The sequence below is a fragment of the Coralliovum pocilloporae genome, assembly GCF_030845175.1.
GTDB lineage: Bacteria > Pseudomonadota > Alphaproteobacteria > Rhizobiales > Cohaesibacteraceae > Coralliovum > Coralliovum pocilloporae.
In genome coordinates this window covers 264,598-287,882 of the sequence record NZ_CP132542.1, presented here as the reverse complement: position 1 = coordinate 287,882, position 23,285 = coordinate 264,598, and the positions used below count along the sequence as shown (strand labels likewise).

The following is a 23,285-nucleotide window of genomic DNA, read 5'->3' as shown; positions in this document are numbered from 1 at the left end:
ATGGGTAAGGCGAAGCGCGAGCGTGTGCTCGGTGATAATGAAGCGCGCGCAATTACCCGGAATATTCGGGTAAGCCCGCAGAAGCTGAATCTGGTCGCTGCGACAATCCGTGGCAAGAAGGTTGCCTCCGCTCTGGCGGATTTGACCTTCTCTCGCAAACGGATTGCCGGAGATGTGAAAAAGACACTTGAATCAGCCATCGCAAATGCGGAAAACAACCACGATCTTGATGTTGATTCGCTGGTTGTTGCAGAAGCGCATGTTGGCAAAGGTCTGGTGATGAAGCGTTGGCAGCCGCGTGCTCGTGGTCGTGTCGGTCGCATTCAGAAGCCGTTCTCACATCTGACGATTGTGGTTCGCGAAGTTGAGGAGTCCGCCTGATGGGACATAAAGTAAATCCGATCGGTCTGCGTCTCGGTATTAACCGGACCTGGGATTCCCGTTGGTTTGCGGCCACCGGTGAATATGGCGACCTGCTGCATGAAGACATCCGTATCCGCAAGATGCTGATGAAGCTTCTGAAGCAGGCTGCTGTTTCCAAGATCGTTATTGAGCGCCCGCACAAGAAATGCCGCGTTACCATTCATTCAGCCCGTCCGGGTCTTGTGATCGGTAAAAAAGGCGCTGACATCGACAAGCTGCGCAAGAAAGTTGGCGAGATCACCGACAGCGAAGTCCACATCAACATTGTGGAAGTTCGTAAGCCGGAAACCGATGCCAACCTGGTTGCCCAGTCGATTGCTCAGCAGCTTGAGCGTCGTGTGGCTTTCCGTCGTGCCATGAAGCGTGCTGTTCAGTCTGCCATGCGTCTTGGCGCTGGCGGTATCCGGATCAACTGCGGTGGCCGTCTTGGCGGTGCCGAGATTGCCCGGACCGAATGGTATCGCGAAGGCCGCGTTCCGCTTCACACACTGCGTGCTGACATTGATTACGGCACTGCTGAAGCTGAAACAGCATACGGCATCTGCGGTATCAAGGTTTGGGTCTTCAAGGGCGACATCATGGAACATGATCCGATGGCGTCCGAACGTCGTGCAACAGAAGGTGGCTCCGAGGGCGGTAATGAAAATCGTCGCCAGGGCGGACGTCGCCGCGATAATGCGTCCTGATCGGACGGCGTTGAGAGCGAGAGAGAAGTAAGATGCTGCAGCCGAAGCGTACGAAATTCCGTAAGCAGCACAAGGGCCGCATCCATGGCGTTGCTAAAGGCGGTACGTCCCTCAACTTCGGATCCTACGGGATCAAGGCAGTTGAGCCGGCACGTATCACCGCACGTCAGATCGAAGCAGCCCGTCGTGCAATGACTCGCCATATGCGCCGTGCAGGGCGCGTATGGATTCGCATTTTCCCGGATCTTCCGGTCACGTCAAAACCGACCGAAGTCCGTATGGGTAAAGGTAAGGGTTCGCCTGAATATTGGGCATGCCGCGTCAAACCTGGCCGGATCATGTTCGAAATTGATGGTGTATCAGAGCCGGTAGCGCGTGAAGCACTGCGTCTGGCATCGGCCAAGCTGCCGATCAAGACACGCTTCATTCAGCGTATTGCCGACTAGGCGGCCTTAGGAACAGGGGTTAGCCATGAAGGCAACAGATATTCGCGCAATGACACTTGACCAGCTCAATGATGAGCTGGCCTCGTTGAAGAAAGAACAGTTCAACCTTCGCTTTCAGCAAGCGACGGGACAGCTGGAAAACACGGCTCGGGTGAACGCAGTCCGCAAGGACATTGCCCGGGTCTTGACGATCGCTGCGGAAAAACGCGCAGCAGAGCAGGCGTAAGGAGACAGTTATGCCGAAACGCGTGCTTCAGGGAACCGTTGTTTCCGACAAAAACAACAAGACGGTTGTTGTGAAGGTAGAACGTCGTTTTACGCATCCGCTTCTCAAGAAGACGGTGCGTCGTACGAAAAACTACCAGGCTCACGACGAAGCCAACAGTTGTAAAGTCGGCGACAATGTTTTCATTCAGGAAAGCAAGCCGATCTCAAAGAACAAGCGTTGGGTCGTTGTAAACGGCTAAACGTTCCAGAGTGAGGTCCAACGTCGGTGATGATCTGCCGACGATGAAAAAGGCGACCAGTTATGATTCAGATGCAAACAAATCTCGACGTAGCCGATAATTCCGGTGCTCGTCGCGTCATGTGCATCAAGGTGCTGGGCGGCTCCAAGCGGAAATATGCCAGCGTTGGCGACATCATTGTTGTCAGCGTTAAAGAGGCAATCCCGCGCGGCCGCGTTAAAAAAGGTCAGGTGATGAAAGCCGTGGTCGTTCGTACGGCCAAGGACATTCGTCGTCCGGACGGAAGTGTTATCCGTTTTGACCGCAATGCAGCAGTCTTGGTGAACAACAATAAAGAACCGGTTGGTACCCGTATCTTCGGCCCGGTCCCGCGTGAACTGCGCGCCCGGAACCATATGAAGATCATCTCGCTGGCTCCGGAGGTGCTTTAATATGGCTGCCAAGATTAAAAAGGGCGACCGTGTTGTCGTACTGGCGGGCAAGGACAAAGGCCGTTCCGGCGAAGTTCTGAAGGTCCTGCCGAGCGAAGGCCGCGCACTGGTTCAGGGTATCAACATGGTGAAGCGTCACCAGCGTCAGACCCAGACCCAGGAAAGCGGAATTATCTCGAAAGAAGCGCCGATTGCGCTGTCCAACCTCGCAGTTGCCGATCCGAAAGACGGTCAGGCAACCCGCGTTGGCTTCAAGACACTTGAGGACGGCAGCAAGGTTCGTTTCGCCAAGCGTTCGGGAGATCTGATCGATGGCTGAGGCTAGCTATATTCCGCGGTTGAAGTCGCAGTATAACGACGCAATCCGCACCAAAATGGTCGAAGAGTTCGGCTACAAAAACCCGATGGAAATCCCGCGCCTGGATAAAGTTGTTATCAACATGGGCGTTGGTGAAGCCGTCAATGACACGAAAAAAGTCAAGGCAGCTGCTGAGGAGCTGAGCCTGATTGCTGGTCAGAAGGCCATCATCACGCATGCTCGCAAGTCGATTGCCGGCTTCAAGGTTCGTGAACAGATGCCGCTGGGCTGCAAGGTTACCCTTCGCAAGACCCAGATGTTCGAATTCGTTGACCGTCTGGTCAATATCGCTCTCCCGCGTGTTCGTGACTTCCGTGGTCTGAACCCGAAGAGCTTCGATGGTCGCGGCAACTTCGCCATGGGTATCAAGGAGCACATCGTGTTTCCTGAGATCGACTACGACAAAGTGGACCAGATTTTGGGCATGGACGTCATCGTTTGCACGACTGCAAAGACGGACGACGAGGCGCGGGCCCTTCTGAAGGCGTTCAACTTCCCGTTCCGGCAGTGATCGGTAAGGTTTAGCGAGGACAGAAGTATGGCTAAGAAAAGCGCTACCGAAAAGAACAACCGGCGTATCCGGCTTGTTAACAAGTATGCCGCCAAGCGTGCTGCTCTGAAAGCAGCCGCGAAGGACGAATCTCTCTCTCTGGAAGAGCGGTTCAAGGCTCGTCTCAAGCTTGCTGAGCTGCCGCGGAACTCCGCGAAAATTCGCATCCGTAACCGGTGTGAAGTTTCTGGTCGTCCGCGCGGTTATTATCGCAAGTTGAAAATGTCTCGTATTGCACTTCGTGAACTGGGATCGCAAGGTCTGATCCCGGGTCTCGTCAAGTCGAGCTGGTAAGGAGCGGTTCCATGTCAATGACCGATCCCTTGGGCGATATGCTCACCCGTATCCGCAATGCGCAGATGCGGAAGAAAAATAAAGTGACGAGCCCGGATTCCCGGCTTCGTCAGCGTGTACTCGATGTGCTGCAGTCCGAAGGTTTCATTCGCGGCTACACCACTGTTGAGTTTGATAACGGCAAGTCCGAAATCGAAATCGAGCTGAAGTACTATGATGGCGAACCTGTCATCCGTACGATCGAGCGGATCTCGAAGCCGGGTCGTCGTGTATACGCTTCGGTGAAAAACATTCCGCGCGTTGCTAACGGACTGGGCATCTCCATCCTTTCGACTCCGAAAGGTGTGATGGCTGATCACTTGGCTCGCGAAGAGAATGTCGGTGGTGAGGTGCTCTGTCGCGTCTTCTAACGCGACAGGAACCTTGTCGGATTAACGCTAACCGGACAGGTCGGTAACATGTCACGGATTGGTAAAAAACCGGTTCAGATGCCGCAGGGAGTTACTGCGGAAATCTCTGGACAGACGGTTTCAGTGAAGGGCGCCAAAGGTGCTTTGGCGTTTAACTTCACAAAAGACGTTACGGTGGAAGTAACCGACGATGGTATCGTCGTTACCCCTCGTGATGAAAGCAAGCGGTCTCGCTCCCAGTGGGGCATGACCCGTACGATGATTTCAAATCTTCTGACCGGCGTAACAGACGGTTTCGAGAAGAAACTTGATATCAACGGCGTTGGTTATCGTGCTCAGGTACAGGGCTCCAACCTTCAGTTGGCTCTGGGCTTCAGCCACGACGTATCCTACGCGATCCCGGATGGCATTCAGATTCAGTGCCCGAAGCCAACAGAAGTCGTTATCAATGGTATCGACAAACAGAAAGTTGGTCAGGTAGCTGCTGAAATCAGAAGTTTCCGCCCGCCTGAGCCTTACAAAGGCAAAGGTATCAAATATTCTGATGAAACGATCTTCCGCAAGGAAGGCAAGAAGAAGTAACGGGGCTTATCCATGGCAACGCCCAAGACCAAAACAGAACGCCGCGCCCAGCGGGTCCGCCGTTCTATCAAGGCTGCGGCCAATGGTCGTCCGCGCCTCAGCGTATTCCGTTCGTCGAAGAACATCTACGCACAGATCATTGATGACGCTAAGGGTCTTACCCTGGCATCTGCTTCCACTCTGGAAAAAGATCTGCGTGAACAGGTGAAAACCGGCGGTAACGCGGAAGCAGCTGTTGTAATCGGCAAGCTCATTGCAGAGCGTGCTGCAGCGGCGGGTATTAAGGACGTCGTGTTTGATCGCGGCTCATATATCTATCACGGACGTGTAAAGGCTCTTGCCGATGCCGCTCGTGAAGGTGGTTTGAATTTCTAACGCGCTCTGAAGCGTTAAGAGCAAATCGGGAAGAAAACGATGGCTAGAGAGCGAGAAGAGCGCGATAGTGAATTTGTGGACAAGCTGGTCCATATCAATCGCGTAGCCAAAGTAGTCAAGGGTGGCCGCCGTTTCGGTTTTGCAGCCCTTGTCGTCGTTGGCGATCAGAAAGGCCGTGTCGGCTTCGGTCACGGTAAGGCACGTGAAGTGCCGGAAGCAATCCGCAAGGCTACGGAAGCTGCCAAGCGCAGCATGATCCGTGTTCCGCTGCGCGAAGGCCGTACACTGCACCATGATGTGCAGGGTCGTCACGGGGCAGGGCGCGTTGTGCTCCGTTCCGCACCGGCTGGTACAGGTATCATCGCCGGTGGTCCGATGCGTGCTGTTTTCGAAACGCTTGGCATTCAGGATATTGTTGCCAAGTCGCTGGGCACCTCAAACCCGTACAACATGGTTCGTGCGACGTTTGATGCTCTGGCGCGTGAAGACAGCCCGCGTGCGGTTGCCGCTCGTCGCGGTCTGAAGGTTTCCGCTATCCAGTCCCGTCGTCGTGAAGTCGACGGTGGTACTGCGGAAGCTTGACGGCAGCGCGGTTGATAACGATCTAAAGGATCAGGGAGCTGCAAATGAGCAATTCCAAAGCTGAGGGCAAGACGGTTACCGTAGAGCAGACCGGAAGCCCACTTCGCCGTCCGGCCGACCAGCGTGCTACGCTGATCGGTCTGGGCTTGAACAAAATACGCCGTCGCAGCACACTTCAGGACACACCTGAAGTCCGGGGTATGATCCGTAAGGTTCAGCACCTGGTTCGTGTTGTAGACGAAGCCTAACGCGGGACGTTGAACCATGAAGTTGAACGACATTCGCGATAACGAAGGCGCAACCAAGGCACGCAAGCGCGTTGGTCGCGGCATCGGATCCGGCACCGGCAAGACCGGCGGTCGTGGCGTTAAAGGTCAGAAGTCTCGCTCAGGTGTAGCGATCAAAGGCTTTGAAGGCGGCCAGATGCCATTGCATCGTCGTCTTCCGAAGCGTGGCTTCACCAATATCTTTGCCAAAAATTTCAACATTGTCTCCGTTGGCCGCATTCAGCAGGCTATTGACGCAGGCAAGTTGGATGCAGGCGCTCCGGTTACAGCAGCTTCTCTCAAGGAAGCCGGTGTTCTGAAGCGCATCAAAGATGGTGTTCGCCTCCTGGCTGACGGTGAAATCACGTCTGCGGTTACCTTCCAGATCGAAGGTGCCTCCAAAGCAGCTGTTGCTGCTGTGGAAAAAGCAGGTGGCTCCGTCGCTGTTGCGGGTTCCTCTGCAGAATAACGAAGACTGTTTGCCAAACCGGAGCGATAGAGTATGGCATCTGCCGCAGAACAATTGGCGGCGAATCTGAACTTTTCAGCATTCGCCAAGGCCGAAGAACTGAAGAAACGTATTTGGTTCACCCTCGGCGCTCTGTTGGTTTATCGGTTAGGCACCTACATTCCGCTTCCGGGTATCAACCCGGAAGCGCTTGCACAGGCGTTCAACCAGGCCCAGACGGGTATTGTTGGCCTGTTCAACATGTTTTCCGGCGGTGCGGTCAGCCGGATGGCGATTTTCGCCCTGGGCATTATGCCCTACATCTCCGCATCCATTATCATTCAGCTGATGACCTCTGTGGTCCCATCTCTTGAGCAGCTCAAGAAAGAGGGCGAGCAGGGGCGCAAGACCATCAACCAGTACACCCGCTACGGTACAGTGTTCCTGGCGACACTGCAGGCCTATGGCATTTCAGTCGGCCTTGAAAGTGGCACCAACATTGTTGAAGACCCGGGCATGTTCTTCCGGTTCACAACAGTTGTGACCCTGGTTGGCGGTACGGTCTTCCTGATGTGGCTTGGTGAGCAGATCACCGCACGCGGCATTGGTAATGGTATCTCTCTGATTATCTTCGCCGGTATTGTTGCTGAACTTCCGTCAGCCATCGCCGGAACGCTTGAGCTTGGCCGTCAGGGCGCGCTGTCCACACCGCTGATCCTCGGCATGATTGCTCTGTCGGTTGTTGTAATCGCCTTTATCGTCTTCGTGGAGCGGGCCCAGCGTCGCCTGATCATCCAGTATCCGAAGCGTCAGGTCGGTAACCGCATGTTCCAGGGCGAATCATCGCATCTGCCGCTGAAGCTGAACACAGCCGGTGTTATTCCGCCGATCTTTGCATCATCGCTGCTGCTGATGCCTGCGACAATGACAAGCTTTACAGCCCAGCAGGGCGGTCCGGACTGGCTGGTAACGCTTAATGCGCTGGTTGGTCATGGTCAGCCGCTCTATATGGCCCTTTATGCTGCCTTGATCGTCTTTTTCGCCTTTTTCTATACTGCCATTGTATTCAATCCTGCTGATACGGCGGATAACCTGAAGAAGCATGGCGGTTTCATTCCTGGCATTCGTCCGGGTGAGCGCACCGCGCAGCACATTGACTACGTTCTGACGCGTATCTCTGTTGTTGGTGCGATCTATCTGGTTATCGTTTGTCTGTTACCCGAATTTCTAATTTTGGCGACAGGTGTGCCGTTCTATTTTGGCGGAACGTCGTTGCTGATCGTTGTGAGTGTGACGATGGATACAGTATCGCAGATCCAGGGTCACTTGCTCGCGCACCAGTATGAAGGGCTCGTCAAGAAGGCCAAGCTAAGGGGTAAACGTCGGTGAGACTTATTCTTCTCGGCCCTCCGGGGGCAGGTAAAGGCACGCAGGCAGAACGTCTGGTTACGAATCACAAGATCGTTCAGCTTTCAACGGGCGATATGCTCCGGGCAGCGGTTGCCGCTGAGACTGAGGTTGGTCTGAAAGCCAAGGCCGTGATGGATCGTGGTGAGCTTGTCTCCGACGATATCATCTGCTCCATCATTTCCGACAGGATCGATGAGCCGGATTGTGCCAATGGTTTTATCCTGGACGGCTTCCCGCGCACCATTGCCCAGGCGGATGCCCTGAGTGCTCTTCTTGAAGCGAAGGGCATGCAGCTCAACGCAGTTGTTGAGCTGGTGGTGGATGATGAGGCACTTCTCGGTCGTATTGAGCAGCGCGCCAAGGAAACCGGCGGTGCGCGTGCCGATGACAATGCCGAGACTTTGAAGAAACGTCTGGCTGTTTATCACGAACAGACAGCTCCGCTCTCAGCCTATTATGCAGAGCGGGATATGCTATCTACTGTCGACGGAATGGCGTCGATTGAAGATGTTGCAGCAGCTATCGACAAGATTCTGGCTGCTAACTGAACAGGGTTGCATCTCTTCTGTTGACGAAGGGTAGTGGAATCCTTTATTAACCGGCACCAATCGAAGTTTGTTTCGGTCGGTGCCGGATCCTTTTGGGATGCGTTGCCGGCTTGATGCTGTTTCGTTCCCATCATTTGGTGACTATGAAACGGCGACTGATTGTATCGGTCGTCAAAAAGGAGAATAGGCGTGGCCCGTATTGCTGGCGTCAACATTCCGACGAACAAGCGTGTTGTAATCGCGCTTCAGTACATTCATGGCATCGGTTCGACTAAGGCCCAGGAAATCATCGATCAGGTGAGCATTCCGGCCGAACGTCGGGTCAATGAGTTGTCAGACGCAGAAGTCGTTCAGATCCGCGAAGTGATCGATCGTGATCACATGGTGGAAGGTGACCTGCGTCGTCAGACCGCGATGAACATCAAGCGTCTCATGGACCTTGGTTGCTATCGTGGCCTGCGTCACCGTCGTAACCTTCCGGTTCGCGGTCAGCGCACTCACACCAATGCCCGCACCCGCAAGGGTCCGGCTAAGCCGATTGCAGGTAAGAAGAAGTAACACGCCGGTTTCCCGGTGTAGCCGCTGGCATTACGGCGGCGCTTGAGATCGTAAGGAAAAAAGTATGGCTAAGGATGCAACGCGCGTTCGCCGCCGTGAGCGTAAAAACATTACCTCCGGCGTTGCTCATGTCAGCGCGACATTCAACAACACCAAAATCACCATCACGGATGCGCAGGGCAATGCGATTTCGTGGTCTTCCGCCGGTGCAATGGGCTTTAAGGGATCTCGTAAATCGACCCCTTATGCGGCTCAGATGGCTGCCGAGGATGCGGGCCGCAAGGCAGCTGAACATGGCATGAAGACCCTTGAAGTTGAAGTCCGCGGTCCGGGCTCTGGTCGTGAATCTGCTCTTCGTGCGCTTCAGGCTGCTGGTTTTACCATCACGTCCATCCGCGACGTGACGCCTATTCCGCACAACGGATGCCGTCCGCGCAAGCGTCGTCGCGTCTGATTGATTGTAGGTCGAATTGACTCAGCAGCGCTCCGGCTGCTGGCGGCAGACCGGAGCATTCCGCCACACTTTAGTGGCTTACTGAGACAAGGAAGGGGTTAGACGTGATCCAGAAGAACTGGCAAGAGCTGATTAAACCGACAAAGCTCGACGTCAAACCGGGCGATGAGCCTGACCGGATTGCGACTGTGACAGCTGAACCGCTTGAGCGCGGGTTTGGTCTGACGCTCGGCAATGCTCTGCGTCGTATTCTGCTGTCATCGCTTCAGGGTGCCGCTGTAACGGCGCTGCAGATTGATGGTGTTCTGCATGAATTCTCATCAATCGCCGGTGTTCGGGAAGACGTGACCGATATCGTTCTGAATGTGAAGGAAATCGCCATCAAGATGGGTGGTGAAGGTCCGAAACGCATGGTTGTGCGCAAGGAAGGCCCGGGCGTTGTCCGTGCTGGAGATATTCAGGTTGTTGGTGATATCGAGATCCTCAATCCGGATCATGTGATCTGCACCCTCGATGAGGGCGCGGAAGTTCGCATGGAATTCACGGTTGATGTGGGCAAGGGCTATGTTCCTGCTGACCGCAACCGTCCGGAAGATGCTCCGATCGGTCTTATTCCGGTCGACAGCCTTTATTCGCCGGTCAAGAAAGTGTCTTACAAGGTGGAAAACACCCGTGAAGGACAGGTTCTCGACTATGACAAGCTGACGCTGACCGTTGAAACAGACGGGTCTATCACGCCGGAAGACGCAATTGCCTATTCCGCGCGTATTCTTCAGGACCAGCTTTCCATCTTCATCAACTTTGAAGAGCCGGAAAAGGAAGTCGTCGAAGAGCAGGCACCGGAACTGGCGTTCAACCCGGCTCTCCTGAAGAAGGTGGACGAACTGGAACTGTCTGTCCGTTCGGCCAACTGCCTGAAGAACGACAACATCGTTTACATCGGCGACCTTATTCAGAAGACGGAAGCAGAAATGCTGCGTACGCCGAACTTCGGTCGGAAGTCGCTTAACGAAATCAAGGAAGTACTTGCTTCAATGGGCCTCCATCTCGGTATGGAAGTGTCCAATTGGCCGCCGGAAAATATTGAAGACCTGGCCAAGCGTTTTGAAGATCAGTACTAAGAGACAATCCCACGGCGTGATGCCGCCGGACATTAGGTAAGGAGAGGACCATGCGTCATCGTAAAGCTGGTCGTAAGCTGAATCGGACGTCGTCCCACCGCAAGGCGATGTTTGCGAATATGGCTGCTGCTCTGGTAAAGCACGAGCAGATCGTCACCACACTGCCGAAGGCAAAAGAACTGCGTTCTGTTGTCGACAAGCTGATCACCCTTGGCAAGCGCGGCGACCTGCACGCGCGCCGTCAGGCAATCTCGCACATGCGTGACCAGGATATGGTTCGCAAGCTGTTTGATGTTCTGGCTGAGCGTTATGCAGATCGCAATGGTGGTTACACCCGCGTTCTGAAAGCCGGTTACCGTTATGGTGACAGTGCTCCAATGGCTGTTATTGAGCTGGTTGACCGTGATGTCTCTGCCAAAGGTGTCGATTCCGGCCCTGTTGCAGAAGCAGCGGAAGAAAACGAAGCTGCATAAGCCTCGCGTTTCTGTGTTTTAAAAAGGCGGCTTCGGCCGCCTTTTTTTATTGAAACTGCCCGATTGGAGCCGGAAACTGCGTTTAAACGAATCCGTATGATCTACGGGAAGGCAAAAATATGATGAAACGGTTCTCAATTGTCCTCTTGGCGGCTGTCATGTTTGGTGCTGCAGCATCAGCCCAGCAGCGTCAGGTTCCGGCCAACCAGGCAGAGGTTCAGCTATCCTTTGCTCCGATTGTCAAACGGGTCGGGCCAGCGGTTGTCAATGTTTATGCAACGAGGACCGTTCAGCAGAGACGCGGGTCGCCGTTTTTTGACGATCCGTTTTTCCGCCGCTTTTTTGGAGACCGCCTGCGTGGTCGACCACAGCAGCGCATGCAGAGCTCGCTGGGATCCGGGGTTATCATCGACGCTTCCGGGACGGTTGTTACCAACCATCACGTCATCAAAGGGGCTGATGAGGTCAAGATTGCGCTGTCTGACAAGCGTGAATTTGAAGCGGATATCATTCTCAAGGATGAGCGCACCGATCTGGCTATCCTGAAGGTGAGGGAACCGCGTGGAGCCTTTCCGTTTGTGGAATTCCAGGCATCTGACTCTCTTGAAGTCGGCGATCTGGTTCTGGCCATCGGTAACCCGTTTGGCGTTGGTCAGACGGTGACACAGGGTATTATTTCGGCTCTGGCGCGCACGCGGGTGGGGGTGACTGACTTCCAGTTCTTCATTCAGACGGATGCGGCGATCAATCCGGGCAATTCCGGCGGCGCACTGATCGATATGCAGGGGCGTCTTGTCGGGATTAACACGGCTATCTATTCGCGGTCTGGTGGATCGAACGGTATCGGGTTTGCTATTCCGTCTGAAATGGTTCAGGTGGTGGCCAATTCCGCTCGGATTGGGCCGACAGTCCGCCGCCCATGGGTCGGTGCCCGGTTCCAGCCTGTAACAGCGGATATTGCAGACAGTCTTGGTCTGGACCGACCAAGAGGTGCGCTCATTTCCGATGTTTTCGGTAGAAGTCCAGCTGCTGAAGCAGGCCTTGAGGTTGGTGATCTGATTGTTGCCGTGGATGGCCAGCGGATTGAAGACCATAACGCGTTTGGCTACAGGATTGCGACGAAAGGGCTTGGAGGAACTGTACAGCTCCGTGTCGTGCGTGGTGATGAGCGTATCAAGGTTACCCTGGCATTGCAGGGGGCGCCGGAGAAGCCGAAGCGCGATGTTCGTGCTCTGGATGACGACTCACCGTTTTCCGGTGCGGAGATTGCCAATCTGTCCCCGGCTCTCGCTGAGGAAATCGGGTACAAGTTCGGCCATGAGGGCGTGGTTATCCTGCAGGTCAAGCGGGGGTCGATTGCGCGGCGTGTGGGCTTCCGCTCTGGTGATGTGATCCTCGAGGTGAACCGCCGGGATGTGAAATCAACACGGCAATTGGCACGTCTTGCCCGTCGGGATTCAGCACTGTGGCGGATTTCTTTCCTGAGAAAAGGACAACGGCGTAACGTGACCCTGGGCCGATAGCAGAGAAACACGATGGGGGACTTGTTTACATCAGCTGGCCTTGAGCAAGACGCGCCACGGCCTCTGGCAGATCGCCTGCGGCCACAGGTTCTGGCTGACGTGGTGGGGCAGGACCATCTGGTTGGTGACGATGGTACCGTCACCCGAATGCTGCGTTCGGGGCGTATCGGTTCGCTTATTCTCTGGGGGCCACCCGGGACAGGTAAAACCACTCTGGCGCGGTTGCTGGCCAGCCAGACCGATCTTGCCTTTGATCAGGTTTCGGCGATCTTCTCCGGGGTTGCCGATCTCAAGAAGGTGTTTGAAGCCGCCAAGGCACGTCGTGTGAGTGGCAAGGGAACCTTGCTGTTTGTGGACGAAATCCATCGTTTCAACCGGGCGCAGCAGGATTCTTTCCTGCCGGTCATGGAAGATGGCACGGTGACGCTGATTGGTGCGACCACAGAAAACCCGTCTTTTGAGCTGAATGCCGCTTTGCTGTCCAGATCCCAGGTTTTGGTGTTCCGGTCGCTTGACCCCGAGGCCATAGATCGTTTGCTGACTTCTGCGGAAGAGCGGGAAGGCAAACCCCTTCCGCTTGATGATGATGCACGGCAGGTGTTGATCCGCATGGCAGATGGGGATGGTCGTTCTGCTTTGACACTGGCTGAAGATATCTGGCGTGCTGCAGGCGAGGGGGAGGTTTTTGATCCCCAGCGGCTTCAGAATATTCTGAACCGGCGTGCGCCCATCTATGACAAGGGCCAGGAAGGGCATTACAATCTGATTTCAGCCCTGCATAAATCGGTGCGGGGGTCTGACCCGGATGCGGCGCTCTATTATCTTTGCCGGATGATGGATGGCGGGGAAGATCCGATGTTTCTGGCTCGCCGTTTGATCCGCATGGCGGTTGAAGATATCGGTTTGGCAGATCCGCAGGCGCTGGTACAGGCGAATGCGGCCAAGGATGCCTACCATATGCTGGGCAGTCCGGAAGGGGAGCTGGCGCTGGCTCAGGCGGCTGTCTATCTGGCAACAGCGCCAAAGTCCAACGCGGCCTATGTGGCTTACAAGGCGGCACGCCGTTCTGCCAAGGAGAATGGCTCGCTGCTTCCGCCCAAGCATATTCTCAATGCTCCGACCCGGTTGATGAAGGATATCGGCTATGGCACGGGGTATGATTACGATCACGATGCGCCGGATGCCTTTTCCGGACAGGACTATTTTCCTGAAGAGATGGGGCGAGAGAACTATTATCAGCCGGTTGAGCGCGGGTTTGAACGTGAACTCAAGAAACGTCTTGATTACTGGGCGAAGCTGAGACGGGAGCGGCAAACATGACGCATCTGCTGCTTGTTGCCCTCGGTGGCGCGTTCGGAGCGAGCCTGCGTTACCTTTCAGGTGTTGCGGCGCTTAAGCTGGTGGGTCCGGGCTTTCCATGGGGGACTGTTTTCGTTAACGCCGTTGGCTCCCTGGTCATGGGGGTGTTCATTGGCCTTCTGGCTCTGAAGTTTTCTGACAATACGGAACTTCGCCTGTTCGTGGCCACCGGCCTGCTGGGAGGCTTTACGACCTTTTCGGCGTTCTCTCTGGATGCTGTGACACTCTGGGCGCGGGGAGCGATGATGGAAGCCGCACTTTATGTGTTCGGTTCGGTAGTCGTTGCTATCGGTTTCCTGGTTGTGGGTCTGTTGTTGTCCCGGCAGATCTTCGCACCCTGACGGTTTTCTGGCCTTTCTGCGTGATGTGCATAGCGGTTTTGCAGATTTCCGTGTTGCAGTTCTGTGTTCGGGCCTTTATTGCCTGTGTTAATGAAATCTCCGCGATAGTCAGGAATTGGAGAGGGCTGTGGCTGGCGTCATTTCCCACGAAGTGAAATCGTTTGAATCGGGTATGCGTCTTGACCGGTGGTTCAAGGAGCATTATCCGGGCCTGAGCTTTGGTCAGCTTCAGAAACTGGTCAGGACAGGGCAGGTGCGAGTTGATGGTGCCCGGGTCAAGACTTCAACCCGTGTTGCATCGGGGCAGACCGTGCGTATTCCGCCACTCGCGACCGATGCCAAGGATTCGGAAGCACCCAAATCCAAGCCAAAGATTGGTGATGGCGACAAGGCCTTTATCGAGTCCATTCTTCTGCATGACGACAAGGATGTGATGGTGCTCAACAAGCCCGCCGGTCTGTCTGTGCAGGGTGGCTCCGGCACAACCCGTCATGTGGATGGCATGCTTGAGGCTTTTCGGGATCGCAATGGTCAGAAACCTCGTCTGGTGCATCGTCTCGACAAAGATACGTCAGGTGTTCTGGTTGTTGCCAAAACGCGCTCTGCGGCGTCTTTCCTGGCCAAGGCTTTCCGGTCTCGGACAACCAAGAAGACTTATTGGGCGCTGGTCAGAGGTGTGCCGAAGCCGAAACAGGGCCGGATCTCCACCTATCTTACCAAGGATGAAGAAAGTCAGGGTGAGCGTATGCGTGTGGCCCGGCACGGTGAAGATGATGCCAGCCATGCCCTGACCCACTACAATGTCATTGATCAGGCCGGACAGAAGCTGTCCTGGTTGTCTCTGAAACCGGTTTCCGGCAGGACGCATCAGCTTCGTGTCCACACGTCCCATATCGGCCATCCGATTATTGGTGATCCGAAATATTTCGAGGTTGAGAACTGGGAACTGCCAGCGGGCTTGCAGAACCGGTTGCATCTTCTGGCGCGGCGTATTGTGATTCCGCATCCGAAAGGTGGAACGCTGGATGTAACGGCTCCCTTGCCGCCGCATATGGAACAGTCATGGAATCTGCTCGCACTTGATGCAGGACGGTTCGATGCCGATCCTGATGAGGACGGCCTCGACTAGGGTCAAGACCCATTGACGATCTGTAACGGAGAGCATCGTGTATCTGGTTATCTTTGATTGTGACGGGACGCTTGTTGACAGCCAGGTGATGATTGTCTCTGCCATGAATGAGGCCTTTCGCTCCCTGGGGGTGCAGGAACCGACACGGGCTCAAACATTGTCCATTGTCGGCTTGTCGCTTGAACCGGCCATGCAGCGGCTGATGCCGGAAGGGGCGGAGGTTTCAACGTCCGAGCTGGCCACAGCCTATAAGGATGCTTTCATTCGCATGCGCCGGGAGCATCAGGCGCTTGAGCCATTCTATGATGGCATGAAAGAAATGGTTCTCGAACTGTCTGCGAGAGAGGACATCCTGCTTGGGATTGCCACAGGGAAAGCCCGACGTGGTGTGGATCACGTGCTGAAAGGCCATGATCTGGAAGGGCGGTTTGTCACGATCCAGACAGCGGATATCGCTCCGTCAAAGCCGCATCCCGGTATGGTCTTGCAGGCCATGGCCGAGACGGGAGCCGTACCGGAGCGCACAGTGATGATTGGTGATACATCTTTTGATATGGCTATGGGCCGGGCTGCAGGCTCCCATACAATGGGCGTGTCCTGGGGATATCACTCGACTGAAGAAATGCTTGAGGCCGGGGCGCATCATGTGATGGATACACCTGAAGCTCTGATGGCGGCTCTGAACACATTTGCTTCTTGAACGGATAGGAACAGGCAATGCGTGATCTTCTGGATGACCTTGATGCTCAGCGCGAGGCATTTGACCCGGTCAAGAAAGCCCGCGAAGTTTCCAAACAGGAGCTTCCCAAGCGTTTCTACAAGGATGTGTCATGTGACTGTGTTGAAGGGCAGTGGCGCGTTCTTCTGGATGGCCGCCCGGTTCGCACGCCTTCCAAAACTCTTCTGGCTGTGCCGCATCGTACTCTGGCCGACAAGCTGGTTGAAGAATGGTCTGCGCAGGTAGCCCATATCGACCCGGCGACCATGCCGATGACCCGGCTGGTGAATTCCACCGTTGATGGTGTCGCCAATCGTCATGATGAGGTTCTTGACGAGATGGTGCGCTACGCCGGTACGGATTGCCTCTGTTATCGTGCTGATGCACCTGATGAGCTTGTACAGCGTCAGACTGACACCTGGGACCCGGTGCTGGACTGGGCTGCAGGCCTGCTTGGACACCGGTTTGTTCTGGCCGGTGGCATTATGCATGTGGAACAGTCTGAAGAATTGCTCGCATCTTTCCGGGTCGAGATTTCCGGCCTGGACAGTTTCAAACTTGCAGCATTTGCCAGCCTGACTTCTGCGTATGGTTCTGCTGTGTTGCCGCTCGCGGTTCTCAAGTCTCACCTTTCTGCTGATCGCGCCTGGGATGTCTCGCGTGTTGAGGAAGACTGGAATCGAGAACTCTGGGGAGAAGATCCCGAAGCCCAGCGCCTGGCAGCCTATCGCAAGGCAGAGGTAGATGTGGCCGGACTGATCCTGTCGGTGCTCTAGAACCGTATTCTTTTTCATAGACAATCTATACTTGTCGGGCCAGCCTTGGGAGGCTGGCTGCCGATTTGCCATCAGTTTTTTGCCTGGTATCTTGCCGGTCTCATGGATGAAATTGAATCCAGAAAGAGGTTCATTATGCGTTTGTCCCTGTCTTTGCCGATCATCGTGTCTCTGGCTGCGGGTCTCGTTGCCTGCGATGATCAACCCGAGAACAAGGCTGAAACGGTTGTTCGAGGGCTGAAGACAGTTGTTGTCTCGGCTTCGGCGAAGACCACCCGGCGGCATTTCCCCAGTGTTGTGGAACCGGCAGACATTACGCGGCTGTCATTTGAGGTTGGTGGTCAGCTTACGGCCGTTGACATTACTGTCGGCCAGCGGGTCAAGGCAGGAGATGTGCTTTTGACCATCGATCCAAAATCGTTGCAGCTTCAGTACGAATCCAGCCAGGCGGCACTGGTACAGGCGGAATCCAGTGCTCGGAATGCTGCAGATGATTTCAAACGCAAGGAAGAGCTGTTCAAGAAGCAGGTCATTGCCAAAGCGACCGTGGATCAGGCGCGCACGACCATGGAAACCAGTGCCGCGCAGGTGGTGCAGGCACGTCGGCAGGCTGAACTGGCGGAAGACAATCTCTCGAAATCTGAACTGAAGGCTCCATTTGACGGGGTCCTGTCAAATATCGATGTGCAGTCCTTTGCCAATGTTGCCCCGGGTAGTGGGGCGCTGGGCCTGTATAAGGATGATGCCTATGAGGTGTCGTTTTCGGTTCCCTTTGATGTGGTGAACAGAATAGCTGTTGGCAAAATGGCCTGGCTTCGGCTGGCTGATGATCCTTCTACTGTGCTGACTGGTCGCGTGTCTGAACTCGGATCCCGGGCAGATACGGTTTCGGCTTTTCCCGTGGTCGTGGCGCTTAATGACATTCATCCGCAGATGAAAGCCGGTATGGCGATTGAGGTTACTCTTGAATTCCCCGTGCTCGGTGCTTCCGAGGGCTTCCTGATGCCGTTGAGCATCGTCTCCCTTGATGCAATCAAGGCCAGCGCAGAAGGCGGCAGCAGCCCTGAGGGGGGGCTGGCAGACGTGTTTGTCTTTGATGATGACACCTCCACCGTTCAGAAGCGGCGTATCCAGATTGCCGGTGTTCGTGAAAACTCCCTTCTGGTGATTAAAGGTCTGAAAGAAGGAGAGCGCGTAGCGTCTGCTGGTGTCTCATTCCTGAGAGATGGCCAGACCGTCAAACTGCTCGATACAGCAGAGTAGGGGGCGTACCATGAATGGCCTGACACGCTTCGGGATCAATCAATCCCGGTTCACCATCCTGATCATGATTGGCCTCATTGTTCAGGGCCTGTTGCTTTATACGACGTTCCCAAAGCGCGAAGACCCGGCCATTACCATCCGGACAGCTGTTGTCCAGGCCCGGTTTGCCGGAATGGGGCCTGAGCGTGTCGAGCAGCTTATTGCTATTCCGCTTGAGCGCCGTATTCGCGAAATTGGCGAAGTGGACGATATCAACACGCTGGTGACGACCGGTGTGGCAACCATCTATGTGGCTGTGAAGGAGAGTATTCCCTCAGAAGATCTTGACCGGATTTTCCAGGATCTGCGCAACAAGATGTCTGACAGCACGGGAGATCTGCCTGACGGAACCAGCGGTCCGTTTGTGAATACGGACTATGGTGATGTCACCGTGGCCTCTATCGCTGTGACTGGTGAGGGCTTTTCCTACAGTGAGCTCAAGGATGTTGCCGAGGATCTGCAGCAGGAACTCTACACACTTGAAGGCCTGTCGAAAGTCTCGCTCTATGGAGAGCAGGAAGAACGGGTCTGGCTGGAGCTTGATTCCCGCAAGCTTGCTTCAATTGGTGTTCAGTTGAACCAGGTGGTCAGTGATCTGCAGAGCCAGAATGTGATCCTGCCTGCGGGTACACTCAATGCCGATGGCAACAAGATCCTGCTTGAAGCCAGCGGAGACCTCAAAAGCATTGAAGATGTCAGACTGGTGCTCACAAAAGTGGATGGAGTGGAGGGCTTTGTCCGCCTTCGTGACCTGCTGACGGTGAGGCGCGGTTACGTTGATCCTATTGAAAAGCCCGTTTACTACAACGGTCAGCCTGCAATTGTGGTGGGCGTCGAAATGCAGGATGGCCAGGATATCCAGTCTCTCGGGCAGAAGCTCAAAGGTCTCGTTCAGCAGTTTGAGCAGAAGCAGCCGATTGGGTTCCGTTTTTTGTTTGCCACGTTCCAGGCAGACAAGGTGACGACATCTGTGAATGGTGCCCTCTCAAATGTGGCGCAGACCTTTGGGGTTGTGCTGCTGGTGATGCTGTTCTTTCTCGGTATCAAATCCGGCTTTATCATTGCTGCCATCGTTCCGTTCACGGTCATGTTCGCCCTGATCGGCATGAGTTTTCTCGGCATTGAATTGGAGCAGGTCTCTATTGCTGCGGTGATCATCTCGCTTGGATTGCTGGTGGATAACGGTCTGGTCATCGTGGAGGATATCCAGGGGCAGATTGACCGGGGCGTGCCGCCAAAGGACGCAGCGATTGCCTCCGGAGATCAGTTTTTTGTGCCGCTGGTGGTTGCGTCTATCACCACTGTTTCGGCTTTCCTTCCGATGATGATCCTTGAAGGGACATCCGGGGAGTATGCATTCTCCCTGGGTATGGTGGTTGCCCTGATGCTTGGCGGGTCGTGGTTGACAGCAATGTATATTCTGCCAGCTCTCTGTGTATGGCTGATCAAGCCATCCAGAAAAGCGACACAGAAAGCAGAGGGGGACGGGCCGGTTCTTGCGGCTTATGGCGCTGTAATCCGGCGACTTCTGCCGGCCGCACCTCTGGTGCTCGTGCTGTGTTTTGCCGCAGCTTTTGGATCGATCTCACTGTTTGGGTCGCTGAAGCGGGAGATGTTCCCGCTGAGTGATCGCAATCAGATCCTCATCTATATGGATATGCCCAAGGGAACCGATATCCGGGCAACTGAAACCAGCGCAAAAAAAATATCTGACTGGCTGCGTAACAGGGAGGTCAATCCGGAAACAGAAGATGTGCTGCTTTATGTTGCAGATGGTGGCCCGCGCTTTTATCTGGCACTTAATCCCGCTGACAGTGATTCCGCCAATGCTTTCTTCCTTGTGAATACAACGGATTTCGAGGGGGCTGTCGCCCTTGGTCAGCGCGCCTGGACCTATCTTGCCCAGAATCATCCGGAAGCCCGTTTCAAGGTCAAACGCCTTGCCATGGGGGCATCAGAATCAGGCATCGTTGATGTCGAGATCAGCGGTCCGGATGCGGACAGGTTGCTTGTTCTGGCTGATCAGGTGGAAGGATTCTTTTCCTCTGTTCCAGGTATTGAACAGAATGAAAATGACTGGGGAAACAAGGTTATAAAGATTGTTGTTGATGTTGCGCAAGACCGTGCGCGCGAGCTGGGTATTTCATCTGAAACAATTTCCCAGGTTATGAGCGCGCATTTTGATGGAACGGAGATCTCGGTCTACCGTGAAGGCGAAAACTCGATCCCGATTGTGTTGCGCGCGGCGGAGCCGTTTCGTAACAGTCTTGAAGATCTGACGGATATGACCTTCGGCGTGACCGGTCAGACGATATCTCTCGCGCAGGTCGCTACTATCGAGCCAACGCTTGAATTCTCCCAGATCAGACGGGAGAACCAGGTTCGGACCATCAAGATTTCCGGTAAGTCTCCCGCTTATTCAGCAGAAGATCTTCTGGCGCAGATTCAGCCTGGTCTGGACAGTCTGGATCTCTCTGGTGGCTATCAGATCAAGATTGACGGTGAGCTTGAGACCAATGCGGATGTGAACGGGAAGCTGGCTGGCGGTATGCCCCTGGCCCTGACCATCATGTTCCTGGCTATCATGTTCCAGTTCAATTCCTTCCGCCGGTCTGTTCTCATTTTCATGACCATTCCACTGGTTCTGATCGGTGTTCCATTGGGGCTGTTGTTGACTGGTATGCCGTTCTCCTTCTTTGGAACCCTTGGTCTGATCAGTCTGGCCGGGATCATTATCAACAATGCCATCGTGCTGATTGATCAGGTGGACATAGAACGCCGAACTCATGATCTGGTGGATGCCATTGTTTCTGCGTCCCAGAAACGTCTGCGGCCCATTCTTCTGACATCGGTGACCACAGTGCTTGGTCTGTTGCCCATGGCACTTGGTGGCGGTGCGCTTTGGGAGCCGATGGCCGTGGTGATGATGGGCGGACTTGTCATTGCGTCAGTCCTGTCGCTGTTTTTTGTCCCTGCTGGGTATTATCTGATGTTCCGTTGGGCGCGCTGAGCCGGACCGGGCAGGGAGGCTGGATCAGCAGGGTGTATGTCCGGCCTTGGCCGTTCGAACAACTTCCCGCCCTTTCGCGCGCGTGCTATCGATCATTCTGAAAGATCAGACGCGGGGTCGATCTGGCTGGACTGACAAGGTTCGGCGCTGTCGGATCCCCGCCTTGTGTTGAACGAAAGCAGGGCACTATGAAGGAAATTCTCTCTGAACTGGAAGAGCGACGCGAACAGGCTCGTCTCGGTGGCGGACAAAGACGGATCGATGCCCAGCATACCCGCGGTAAGCTGACGGCACGCGAGCGGATTGAGATTCTGCTGGATGAAGGGTCGTTCGAAGAGTTCGACATGTTCGTTCAGCATCGCTGCGTTGACTTCGGTATGGAGAAGAACAAGGCGGCCGGTGATGGTGTTGTAACCGGCTGGGGGACCATAAACGGGCGCAAGGTCTTCATTTTCGCCAAGGACTTTACGGTCTTCGGCGGATCTCTTTCTGAAACCCATGCGCAGAAAATCACCAAGATCCAGGACATGGCGCTGAAGAACCGTGCGCCGATCATTGGCCTGTTTGATGCGGGTGGTGCCCGTATCCAGGAAGGTGTGGCTGCTCTCGGCGGTTATGGTGAAGTGTTCCAGCGCAACGTGATGGCTTCTGGTGTCATCCCGCAGATTTCCGTCATTATGGGGCCGTGTGCCGGTGGGGATGTGTATTCTCCGGCGATGACGGACTTTATCTTCATGGTCAAGGATACGAGCTACATGTTCGTTACCGGGCCTGATGTGGTGAAGACCGTTACAAATGAAACGGTAACGGCTGAGGAACTTGGTGGTGCGTCTGTGCACGCGACCAAGTCGTCAATTGCTGATGGCGCATTCGAGAATGATGTGGAAGCGCTTCTGCAGATCCGTCGCCTGATTGATTTCCTGCCTGCGAACAATACCGCAGATGCTCCCCAGCTTGATTACTATGATGATCCGAATCGGTTGGAGCGATCTCTTGATACTCTGGTTCCGGATAATCCGAACAAGCCCTATGATATGAAGGAGCTGATCCGCAAGACTGTGGATGAGGGGGATTTCTATGAGATCCAGCCAAGCTTTGCGCAGAATATCATCACCGGTTTTGGTCGCATTGAAGGAACGACTGTTGGTTTCGTCGCCAACCAGCCGCTGGTTCTGGCCGGTGTTCTGGACAGTGATGCCAGCCGCAAGGCTGCCCGCTTTGTCCGCTTCTGCGACTGCTTCAATATTCCGGTTGTCACCTATGTGGATGTGCCGGGATTCCTGCCGGGAACGGCTCAGGAATATGGTGGCCTGATCAAGCATGGTGCCAAGCTTCTGTTTGCCTATGCGGAAGCCACTGTGCCGAAAGTTACGGTCATTACCCGCAAGGCCTATGGCGGGGCGTATGATGTGATGGCGTCCAAGCATTTGCGTGGCGATGTGAACTATGCCTGGCCATCGGCCCAGATTGCGGTCATGGGCGCGAAAGGTGCCGTCGAGATCATCTTCCGGGCTGATATGAGTGATCCGGACAAGATTGCCGAGCACACCAAGAGTTATGAAGACAGGTTCCTGTCACCTTTTGTTGCTGCTGAGCGCGGTTACATTGATGAGGTGATCATGCCTCACTCAACCCGCCGTCGGGTATCCCGTGCGCTGCAGATGCTGCGTGACAAGAAGCTCGAAAATCCGTGGAAGAAACACGACAATATCCCGCTCTGAGCAGGATATGCTGAACACAACAGGAAAAGGGCCCGTTTTTGGGCCCTTTTTCATATCTTGGAAGATGGTCTGCTTACTCTGATCGAGACCGTTCAATCTCAATCGATGCATAGCCGGATGGCGCAGGGATGGGAGCGCTTGGCTTGCGGATCTTGATGCGGACTGACTGCACTTTCGGGATGTCGGCCAGAAGTTTATCCGATATCGCTTCCGCCAGCGCTTCGATGAGATTGAATCTCTGCCCTGTGGTGACTTCTGCCGCAATGGCGACGATGCGGTCATAGCTGACGGTTTTCAGAACATCGTCACTGCGACCGGCCTCAGAGAGATCCAGTCGACATTCCACATCGATATGGAACCGTTGACCAAGGCGTGCTTCTTCCTCGTGAACGCCATGATAGGCATAAAACGCCATATCTTCGATCAGGATCTTGTCCATGCCAGCCCATCCCGTTTGTCTGTTTTTATTTGGATAAGTCTCTAAACTACTTGCCCGGTTGAAGCCAGTCCGGAAACCGACATGT

Annotated in this window: 31 protein-coding genes; 30 read left to right on the top strand and 1 reads right to left on the bottom strand. The window is 54.8% G+C overall.

The window, feature by feature from the left end:
• The 30 genes from rplV to RA157_RS01260 all read left to right on the top strand — a co-directional run bounded on the left by rplV (position 1) and on the right by RA157_RS01260 (position 22,761).
• Complete coding sequence (gene rplV / locus RA157_RS01405; RefSeq protein WP_350334702.1) at positions 1-381, top strand: 50S ribosomal protein L22; 381 nt, start codon at positions 1-3, stop codon at positions 379-381.
• Complete coding sequence (gene rpsC / locus RA157_RS01400) at positions 381-1,109, top strand: 30S ribosomal protein S3 (RefSeq protein ID WP_350334701.1); 729 nt, start codon at positions 381-383, stop codon at positions 1,107-1,109. Before rplV ends, rpsC begins: the two co-directional genes overlap by 1 nt.
• Positions 1,110-1,141: 32 nt before the next feature.
• The gene (gene rplP / locus RA157_RS01395) at positions 1,142-1,555 is read left to right on the top strand and encodes a 50S ribosomal protein L16 (protein ID WP_350334700.1); all 414 of its coding nucleotides are present in this window, start codon (positions 1,142-1,144) and stop codon (positions 1,553-1,555) included.
• Between the two features lie 25 nt (positions 1,556-1,580).
• Positions 1,581-1,781, top strand: coding sequence for a 50S ribosomal protein L29 (gene rpmC / locus RA157_RS01390; RefSeq protein WP_350334699.1), 201 nt, complete (start codon positions 1,581-1,583; stop codon positions 1,779-1,781).
• A gap of 10 nt (positions 1,782-1,791) precedes the next feature.
• Complete coding sequence (rpsQ, locus tag RA157_RS01385; protein ID WP_350334698.1) at positions 1,792-2,022, top strand: 30S ribosomal protein S17; 231 nt, start codon at positions 1,792-1,794, stop codon at positions 2,020-2,022.
• A 62-nt stretch (positions 2,023-2,084) separates the two neighbouring features.
• Positions 2,085-2,453 (top strand): 50S ribosomal protein L14, encoded by a 369-nt coding sequence (gene rplN / locus RA157_RS01380; protein WP_350334697.1) that lies wholly within the window; start codon positions 2,085-2,087, stop codon positions 2,451-2,453.
• 1 nt (position 2,454) lies between these two features.
• Complete coding sequence (gene rplX / locus RA157_RS01375; RefSeq protein WP_350334696.1) at positions 2,455-2,772, top strand: 50S ribosomal protein L24; 318 nt, start codon at positions 2,455-2,457, stop codon at positions 2,770-2,772.
• Positions 2,765-3,322: a 50S ribosomal protein L5 gene (rplE, locus tag RA157_RS01370; RefSeq protein WP_350334695.1), complete on the top strand. Its 558-nt coding sequence runs from the start codon at positions 2,765-2,767 to the stop codon at positions 3,320-3,322. Before rplX ends, rplE begins: the two co-directional genes overlap by 8 nt.
• Before the next feature lie 27 nt (positions 3,323-3,349).
• Positions 3,350-3,655 carry a 30S ribosomal protein S14 gene (gene rpsN, locus RA157_RS01365; RefSeq protein ID WP_350334694.1) on the top strand — a complete coding sequence of 102 codons (306 nt, stop codon included), beginning with the start codon at positions 3,350-3,352 and terminating at the stop codon, positions 3,653-3,655.
• Positions 3,656-3,666: 11 nt separating this feature from the next.
• Positions 3,667-4,065 carry a 30S ribosomal protein S8 gene (gene rpsH / locus RA157_RS01360; RefSeq protein ID WP_350334693.1) on the top strand — a complete coding sequence of 133 codons (399 nt, stop codon included), beginning with the start codon at positions 3,667-3,669 and terminating at the stop codon, positions 4,063-4,065.
• A gap of 48 nt (positions 4,066-4,113) precedes the next feature.
• The gene (rplF, locus tag RA157_RS01355) at positions 4,114-4,647 is read left to right on the top strand and encodes a 50S ribosomal protein L6 (protein WP_350334692.1); all 534 of its coding nucleotides are present in this window, start codon (positions 4,114-4,116) and stop codon (positions 4,645-4,647) included.
• A 12-nt stretch (positions 4,648-4,659) separates the two neighbouring features.
• Positions 4,660-5,022, top strand: coding sequence for a 50S ribosomal protein L18 (gene rplR / locus RA157_RS01350; RefSeq protein WP_350334691.1), 363 nt, complete (start codon positions 4,660-4,662; stop codon positions 5,020-5,022).
• Between the two features lie 39 nt (positions 5,023-5,061).
• A complete protein-coding gene (gene rpsE / locus RA157_RS01345; RefSeq protein ID WP_350334690.1) occupies positions 5,062-5,604 on the top strand; it encodes a 30S ribosomal protein S5 in 543 nt (180 codons plus the stop codon).
• 44 nt (positions 5,605-5,648) lie between these two features.
• Positions 5,649-5,852 (top strand): 50S ribosomal protein L30, encoded by a 204-nt coding sequence (gene rpmD, locus RA157_RS01340; RefSeq protein ID WP_350334689.1) that lies wholly within the window; start codon positions 5,649-5,651, stop codon positions 5,850-5,852.
• 16 nt (positions 5,853-5,868) lie between these two features.
• Positions 5,869-6,339 (top strand): 50S ribosomal protein L15, encoded by a 471-nt coding sequence (gene rplO, locus RA157_RS01335; RefSeq protein WP_350334688.1) that lies wholly within the window; start codon positions 5,869-5,871, stop codon positions 6,337-6,339.
• A gap of 33 nt (positions 6,340-6,372) precedes the next feature.
• The gene (secY, locus tag RA157_RS01330; protein ID WP_350334687.1) at positions 6,373-7,707 is read left to right on the top strand and encodes a preprotein translocase subunit SecY; all 1,335 of its coding nucleotides are present in this window, start codon (positions 6,373-6,375) and stop codon (positions 7,705-7,707) included.
• Positions 7,704-8,276 carry an adenylate kinase gene (locus RA157_RS01325; RefSeq protein ID WP_350334686.1) on the top strand — a complete coding sequence of 191 codons (573 nt, stop codon included), beginning with the start codon at positions 7,704-7,706 and terminating at the stop codon, positions 8,274-8,276. The genes secY and RA157_RS01325 overlap by 4 nt, the downstream gene beginning before the upstream one ends.
• A 189-nt stretch (positions 8,277-8,465) precedes the next feature.
• Positions 8,466-8,834 carry a 30S ribosomal protein S13 gene (gene rpsM / locus RA157_RS01320; protein ID WP_350334685.1) on the top strand — a complete coding sequence of 123 codons (369 nt, stop codon included), beginning with the start codon at positions 8,466-8,468 and terminating at the stop codon, positions 8,832-8,834.
• A gap of 64 nt (positions 8,835-8,898) precedes the next feature.
• Entirely contained in the window at positions 8,899-9,288 is a 390-nt protein-coding gene (gene rpsK / locus RA157_RS01315; protein ID WP_350334684.1) for a 30S ribosomal protein S11, read from the top strand.
• Positions 9,289-9,392: 104 nt separating this feature from the next.
• Positions 9,393-10,409 carry a DNA-directed RNA polymerase subunit alpha gene (locus RA157_RS01310; RefSeq protein WP_350334683.1) on the top strand — a complete coding sequence of 339 codons (1,017 nt, stop codon included), beginning with the start codon at positions 9,393-9,395 and terminating at the stop codon, positions 10,407-10,409.
• 50 nt (positions 10,410-10,459) lie between these two features.
• Positions 10,460-10,882, top strand: a complete 423-nt coding sequence (gene rplQ / locus RA157_RS01305; RefSeq protein WP_350334682.1) for a 50S ribosomal protein L17 — start codon at positions 10,460-10,462, stop codon at positions 10,880-10,882.
• 119 nt (positions 10,883-11,001) lie between these two features.
• Positions 11,002-12,405, top strand: coding sequence for a Do family serine endopeptidase (locus tag RA157_RS01300; protein WP_350334681.1), 1,404 nt, complete (start codon positions 11,002-11,004; stop codon positions 12,403-12,405).
• A gap of 12 nt (positions 12,406-12,417) precedes the next feature.
• The gene (locus RA157_RS01295; protein ID WP_350334680.1) at positions 12,418-13,725 is read left to right on the top strand and encodes a replication-associated recombination protein A; all 1,308 of its coding nucleotides are present in this window, start codon (positions 12,418-12,420) and stop codon (positions 13,723-13,725) included.
• Positions 13,722-14,105: a fluoride efflux transporter CrcB gene (gene crcB, locus RA157_RS01290; protein WP_350334679.1), complete on the top strand. Its 384-nt coding sequence runs from the start codon at positions 13,722-13,724 to the stop codon at positions 14,103-14,105. The genes RA157_RS01295 and crcB overlap by 4 nt, the downstream gene beginning before the upstream one ends.
• Before the next feature lie 127 nt (positions 14,106-14,232).
• The gene (locus tag RA157_RS01285) at positions 14,233-15,234 is read left to right on the top strand and encodes an RluA family pseudouridine synthase (RefSeq protein ID WP_434058459.1); all 1,002 of its coding nucleotides are present in this window, start codon (positions 14,233-14,235) and stop codon (positions 15,232-15,234) included.
• A 37-nt stretch (positions 15,235-15,271) separates the two neighbouring features.
• Complete coding sequence (locus tag RA157_RS01280; RefSeq protein ID WP_350334678.1) at positions 15,272-15,934, top strand: HAD-IA family hydrolase; 663 nt, start codon at positions 15,272-15,274, stop codon at positions 15,932-15,934.
• A gap of 17 nt (positions 15,935-15,951) precedes the next feature.
• Positions 15,952-16,728, top strand: a complete 777-nt coding sequence (locus RA157_RS01275) for an ATP12 family chaperone protein (protein WP_350334677.1) — start codon at positions 15,952-15,954, stop codon at positions 16,726-16,728.
• A gap of 135 nt (positions 16,729-16,863) precedes the next feature.
• Positions 16,864-17,991: an efflux RND transporter periplasmic adaptor subunit gene (locus RA157_RS01270; protein WP_350334676.1), complete on the top strand. Its 1,128-nt coding sequence runs from the start codon at positions 16,864-16,866 to the stop codon at positions 17,989-17,991.
• Between the two features lie 10 nt (positions 17,992-18,001).
• The gene (locus RA157_RS01265) at positions 18,002-21,040 is read left to right on the top strand and encodes an efflux RND transporter permease subunit (RefSeq protein ID WP_350334675.1); all 3,039 of its coding nucleotides are present in this window, start codon (positions 18,002-18,004) and stop codon (positions 21,038-21,040) included.
• Positions 21,041-21,228: 188 nt separating this feature from the next.
• Complete coding sequence (locus RA157_RS01260) at positions 21,229-22,761, top strand: acyl-CoA carboxylase subunit beta (protein ID WP_350334674.1); 1,533 nt, start codon at positions 21,229-21,231, stop codon at positions 22,759-22,761.
• Between the two features lie 73 nt (positions 22,762-22,834).
• Here the strand turns inward: RA157_RS01260 and folB are convergent, their stop codons facing one another.
• On the bottom strand, positions 22,835-23,200 hold the full coding sequence (folB, locus tag RA157_RS01255) for a dihydroneopterin aldolase (RefSeq protein WP_350334673.1): 366 nt from the start codon (positions 23,198-23,200) through the stop codon (positions 22,835-22,837).
• Positions 23,201-23,285: the final 85 nt, after the last annotated feature.

Coding starts and splice junctions, on each gene's coding strand:
- rplV (WP_350334702.1), top strand. CDS start 1: ATGGGTAAGGCGAAGCGCGAGCGTGTGCTCGGTGATAATGAAGCGCGC.
- rpsC (WP_350334701.1), top strand. CDS start 381: ATGGGACATAAAGTAAATCCGATCGGTCTGCGTCTCGGTATTAACCGG.
- rplP (WP_350334700.1), top strand. CDS start 1,142: ATGCTGCAGCCGAAGCGTACGAAATTCCGTAAGCAGCACAAGGGCCGC.
- rpmC (WP_350334699.1), top strand. CDS start 1,581: ATGAAGGCAACAGATATTCGCGCAATGACACTTGACCAGCTCAATGAT.
- rpsQ (WP_350334698.1), top strand. CDS start 1,792: ATGCCGAAACGCGTGCTTCAGGGAACCGTTGTTTCCGACAAAAACAAC.
- rplN (WP_350334697.1), top strand. CDS start 2,085: ATGATTCAGATGCAAACAAATCTCGACGTAGCCGATAATTCCGGTGCT.
- rplX (WP_350334696.1), top strand. CDS start 2,455: ATGGCTGCCAAGATTAAAAAGGGCGACCGTGTTGTCGTACTGGCGGGC.
- rplE (WP_350334695.1), top strand. CDS start 2,765: ATGGCTGAGGCTAGCTATATTCCGCGGTTGAAGTCGCAGTATAACGAC.
- rpsN (WP_350334694.1), top strand. CDS start 3,350: ATGGCTAAGAAAAGCGCTACCGAAAAGAACAACCGGCGTATCCGGCTT.
- rpsH (WP_350334693.1), top strand. CDS start 3,667: ATGTCAATGACCGATCCCTTGGGCGATATGCTCACCCGTATCCGCAAT.
- rplF (WP_350334692.1), top strand. CDS start 4,114: ATGTCACGGATTGGTAAAAAACCGGTTCAGATGCCGCAGGGAGTTACT.
- rplR (WP_350334691.1), top strand. CDS start 4,660: ATGGCAACGCCCAAGACCAAAACAGAACGCCGCGCCCAGCGGGTCCGC.
- rpsE (WP_350334690.1), top strand. CDS start 5,062: ATGGCTAGAGAGCGAGAAGAGCGCGATAGTGAATTTGTGGACAAGCTG.
- rpmD (WP_350334689.1), top strand. CDS start 5,649: ATGAGCAATTCCAAAGCTGAGGGCAAGACGGTTACCGTAGAGCAGACC.
- rplO (WP_350334688.1), top strand. CDS start 5,869: ATGAAGTTGAACGACATTCGCGATAACGAAGGCGCAACCAAGGCACGC.
- secY (WP_350334687.1), top strand. CDS start 6,373: ATGGCATCTGCCGCAGAACAATTGGCGGCGAATCTGAACTTTTCAGCA.
- rpsK (WP_350334684.1), top strand. CDS start 8,899: ATGGCTAAGGATGCAACGCGCGTTCGCCGCCGTGAGCGTAAAAACATT.
- rplQ (WP_350334682.1), top strand. CDS start 10,460: ATGCGTCATCGTAAAGCTGGTCGTAAGCTGAATCGGACGTCGTCCCAC.
- RA157_RS01300 (WP_350334681.1), top strand. CDS start 11,002: ATGATGAAACGGTTCTCAATTGTCCTCTTGGCGGCTGTCATGTTTGGT.
- RA157_RS01295 (WP_350334680.1), top strand. CDS start 12,418: ATGGGGGACTTGTTTACATCAGCTGGCCTTGAGCAAGACGCGCCACGG.
- crcB (WP_350334679.1), top strand. CDS start 13,722: ATGACGCATCTGCTGCTTGTTGCCCTCGGTGGCGCGTTCGGAGCGAGC.
- RA157_RS01275 (WP_350334677.1), top strand. CDS start 15,952: ATGCGTGATCTTCTGGATGACCTTGATGCTCAGCGCGAGGCATTTGAC.
- RA157_RS01270 (WP_350334676.1), top strand. CDS start 16,864: ATGCGTTTGTCCCTGTCTTTGCCGATCATCGTGTCTCTGGCTGCGGGT.
- RA157_RS01265 (WP_350334675.1), top strand. CDS start 18,002: ATGAATGGCCTGACACGCTTCGGGATCAATCAATCCCGGTTCACCATC.
- RA157_RS01260 (WP_350334674.1), top strand. CDS start 21,229: ATGAAGGAAATTCTCTCTGAACTGGAAGAGCGACGCGAACAGGCTCGT.
- folB (WP_350334673.1), bottom strand. CDS start 23,200: ATGGACAAGATCCTGATCGAAGATATGGCGTTTTATGCCTATCATGGC.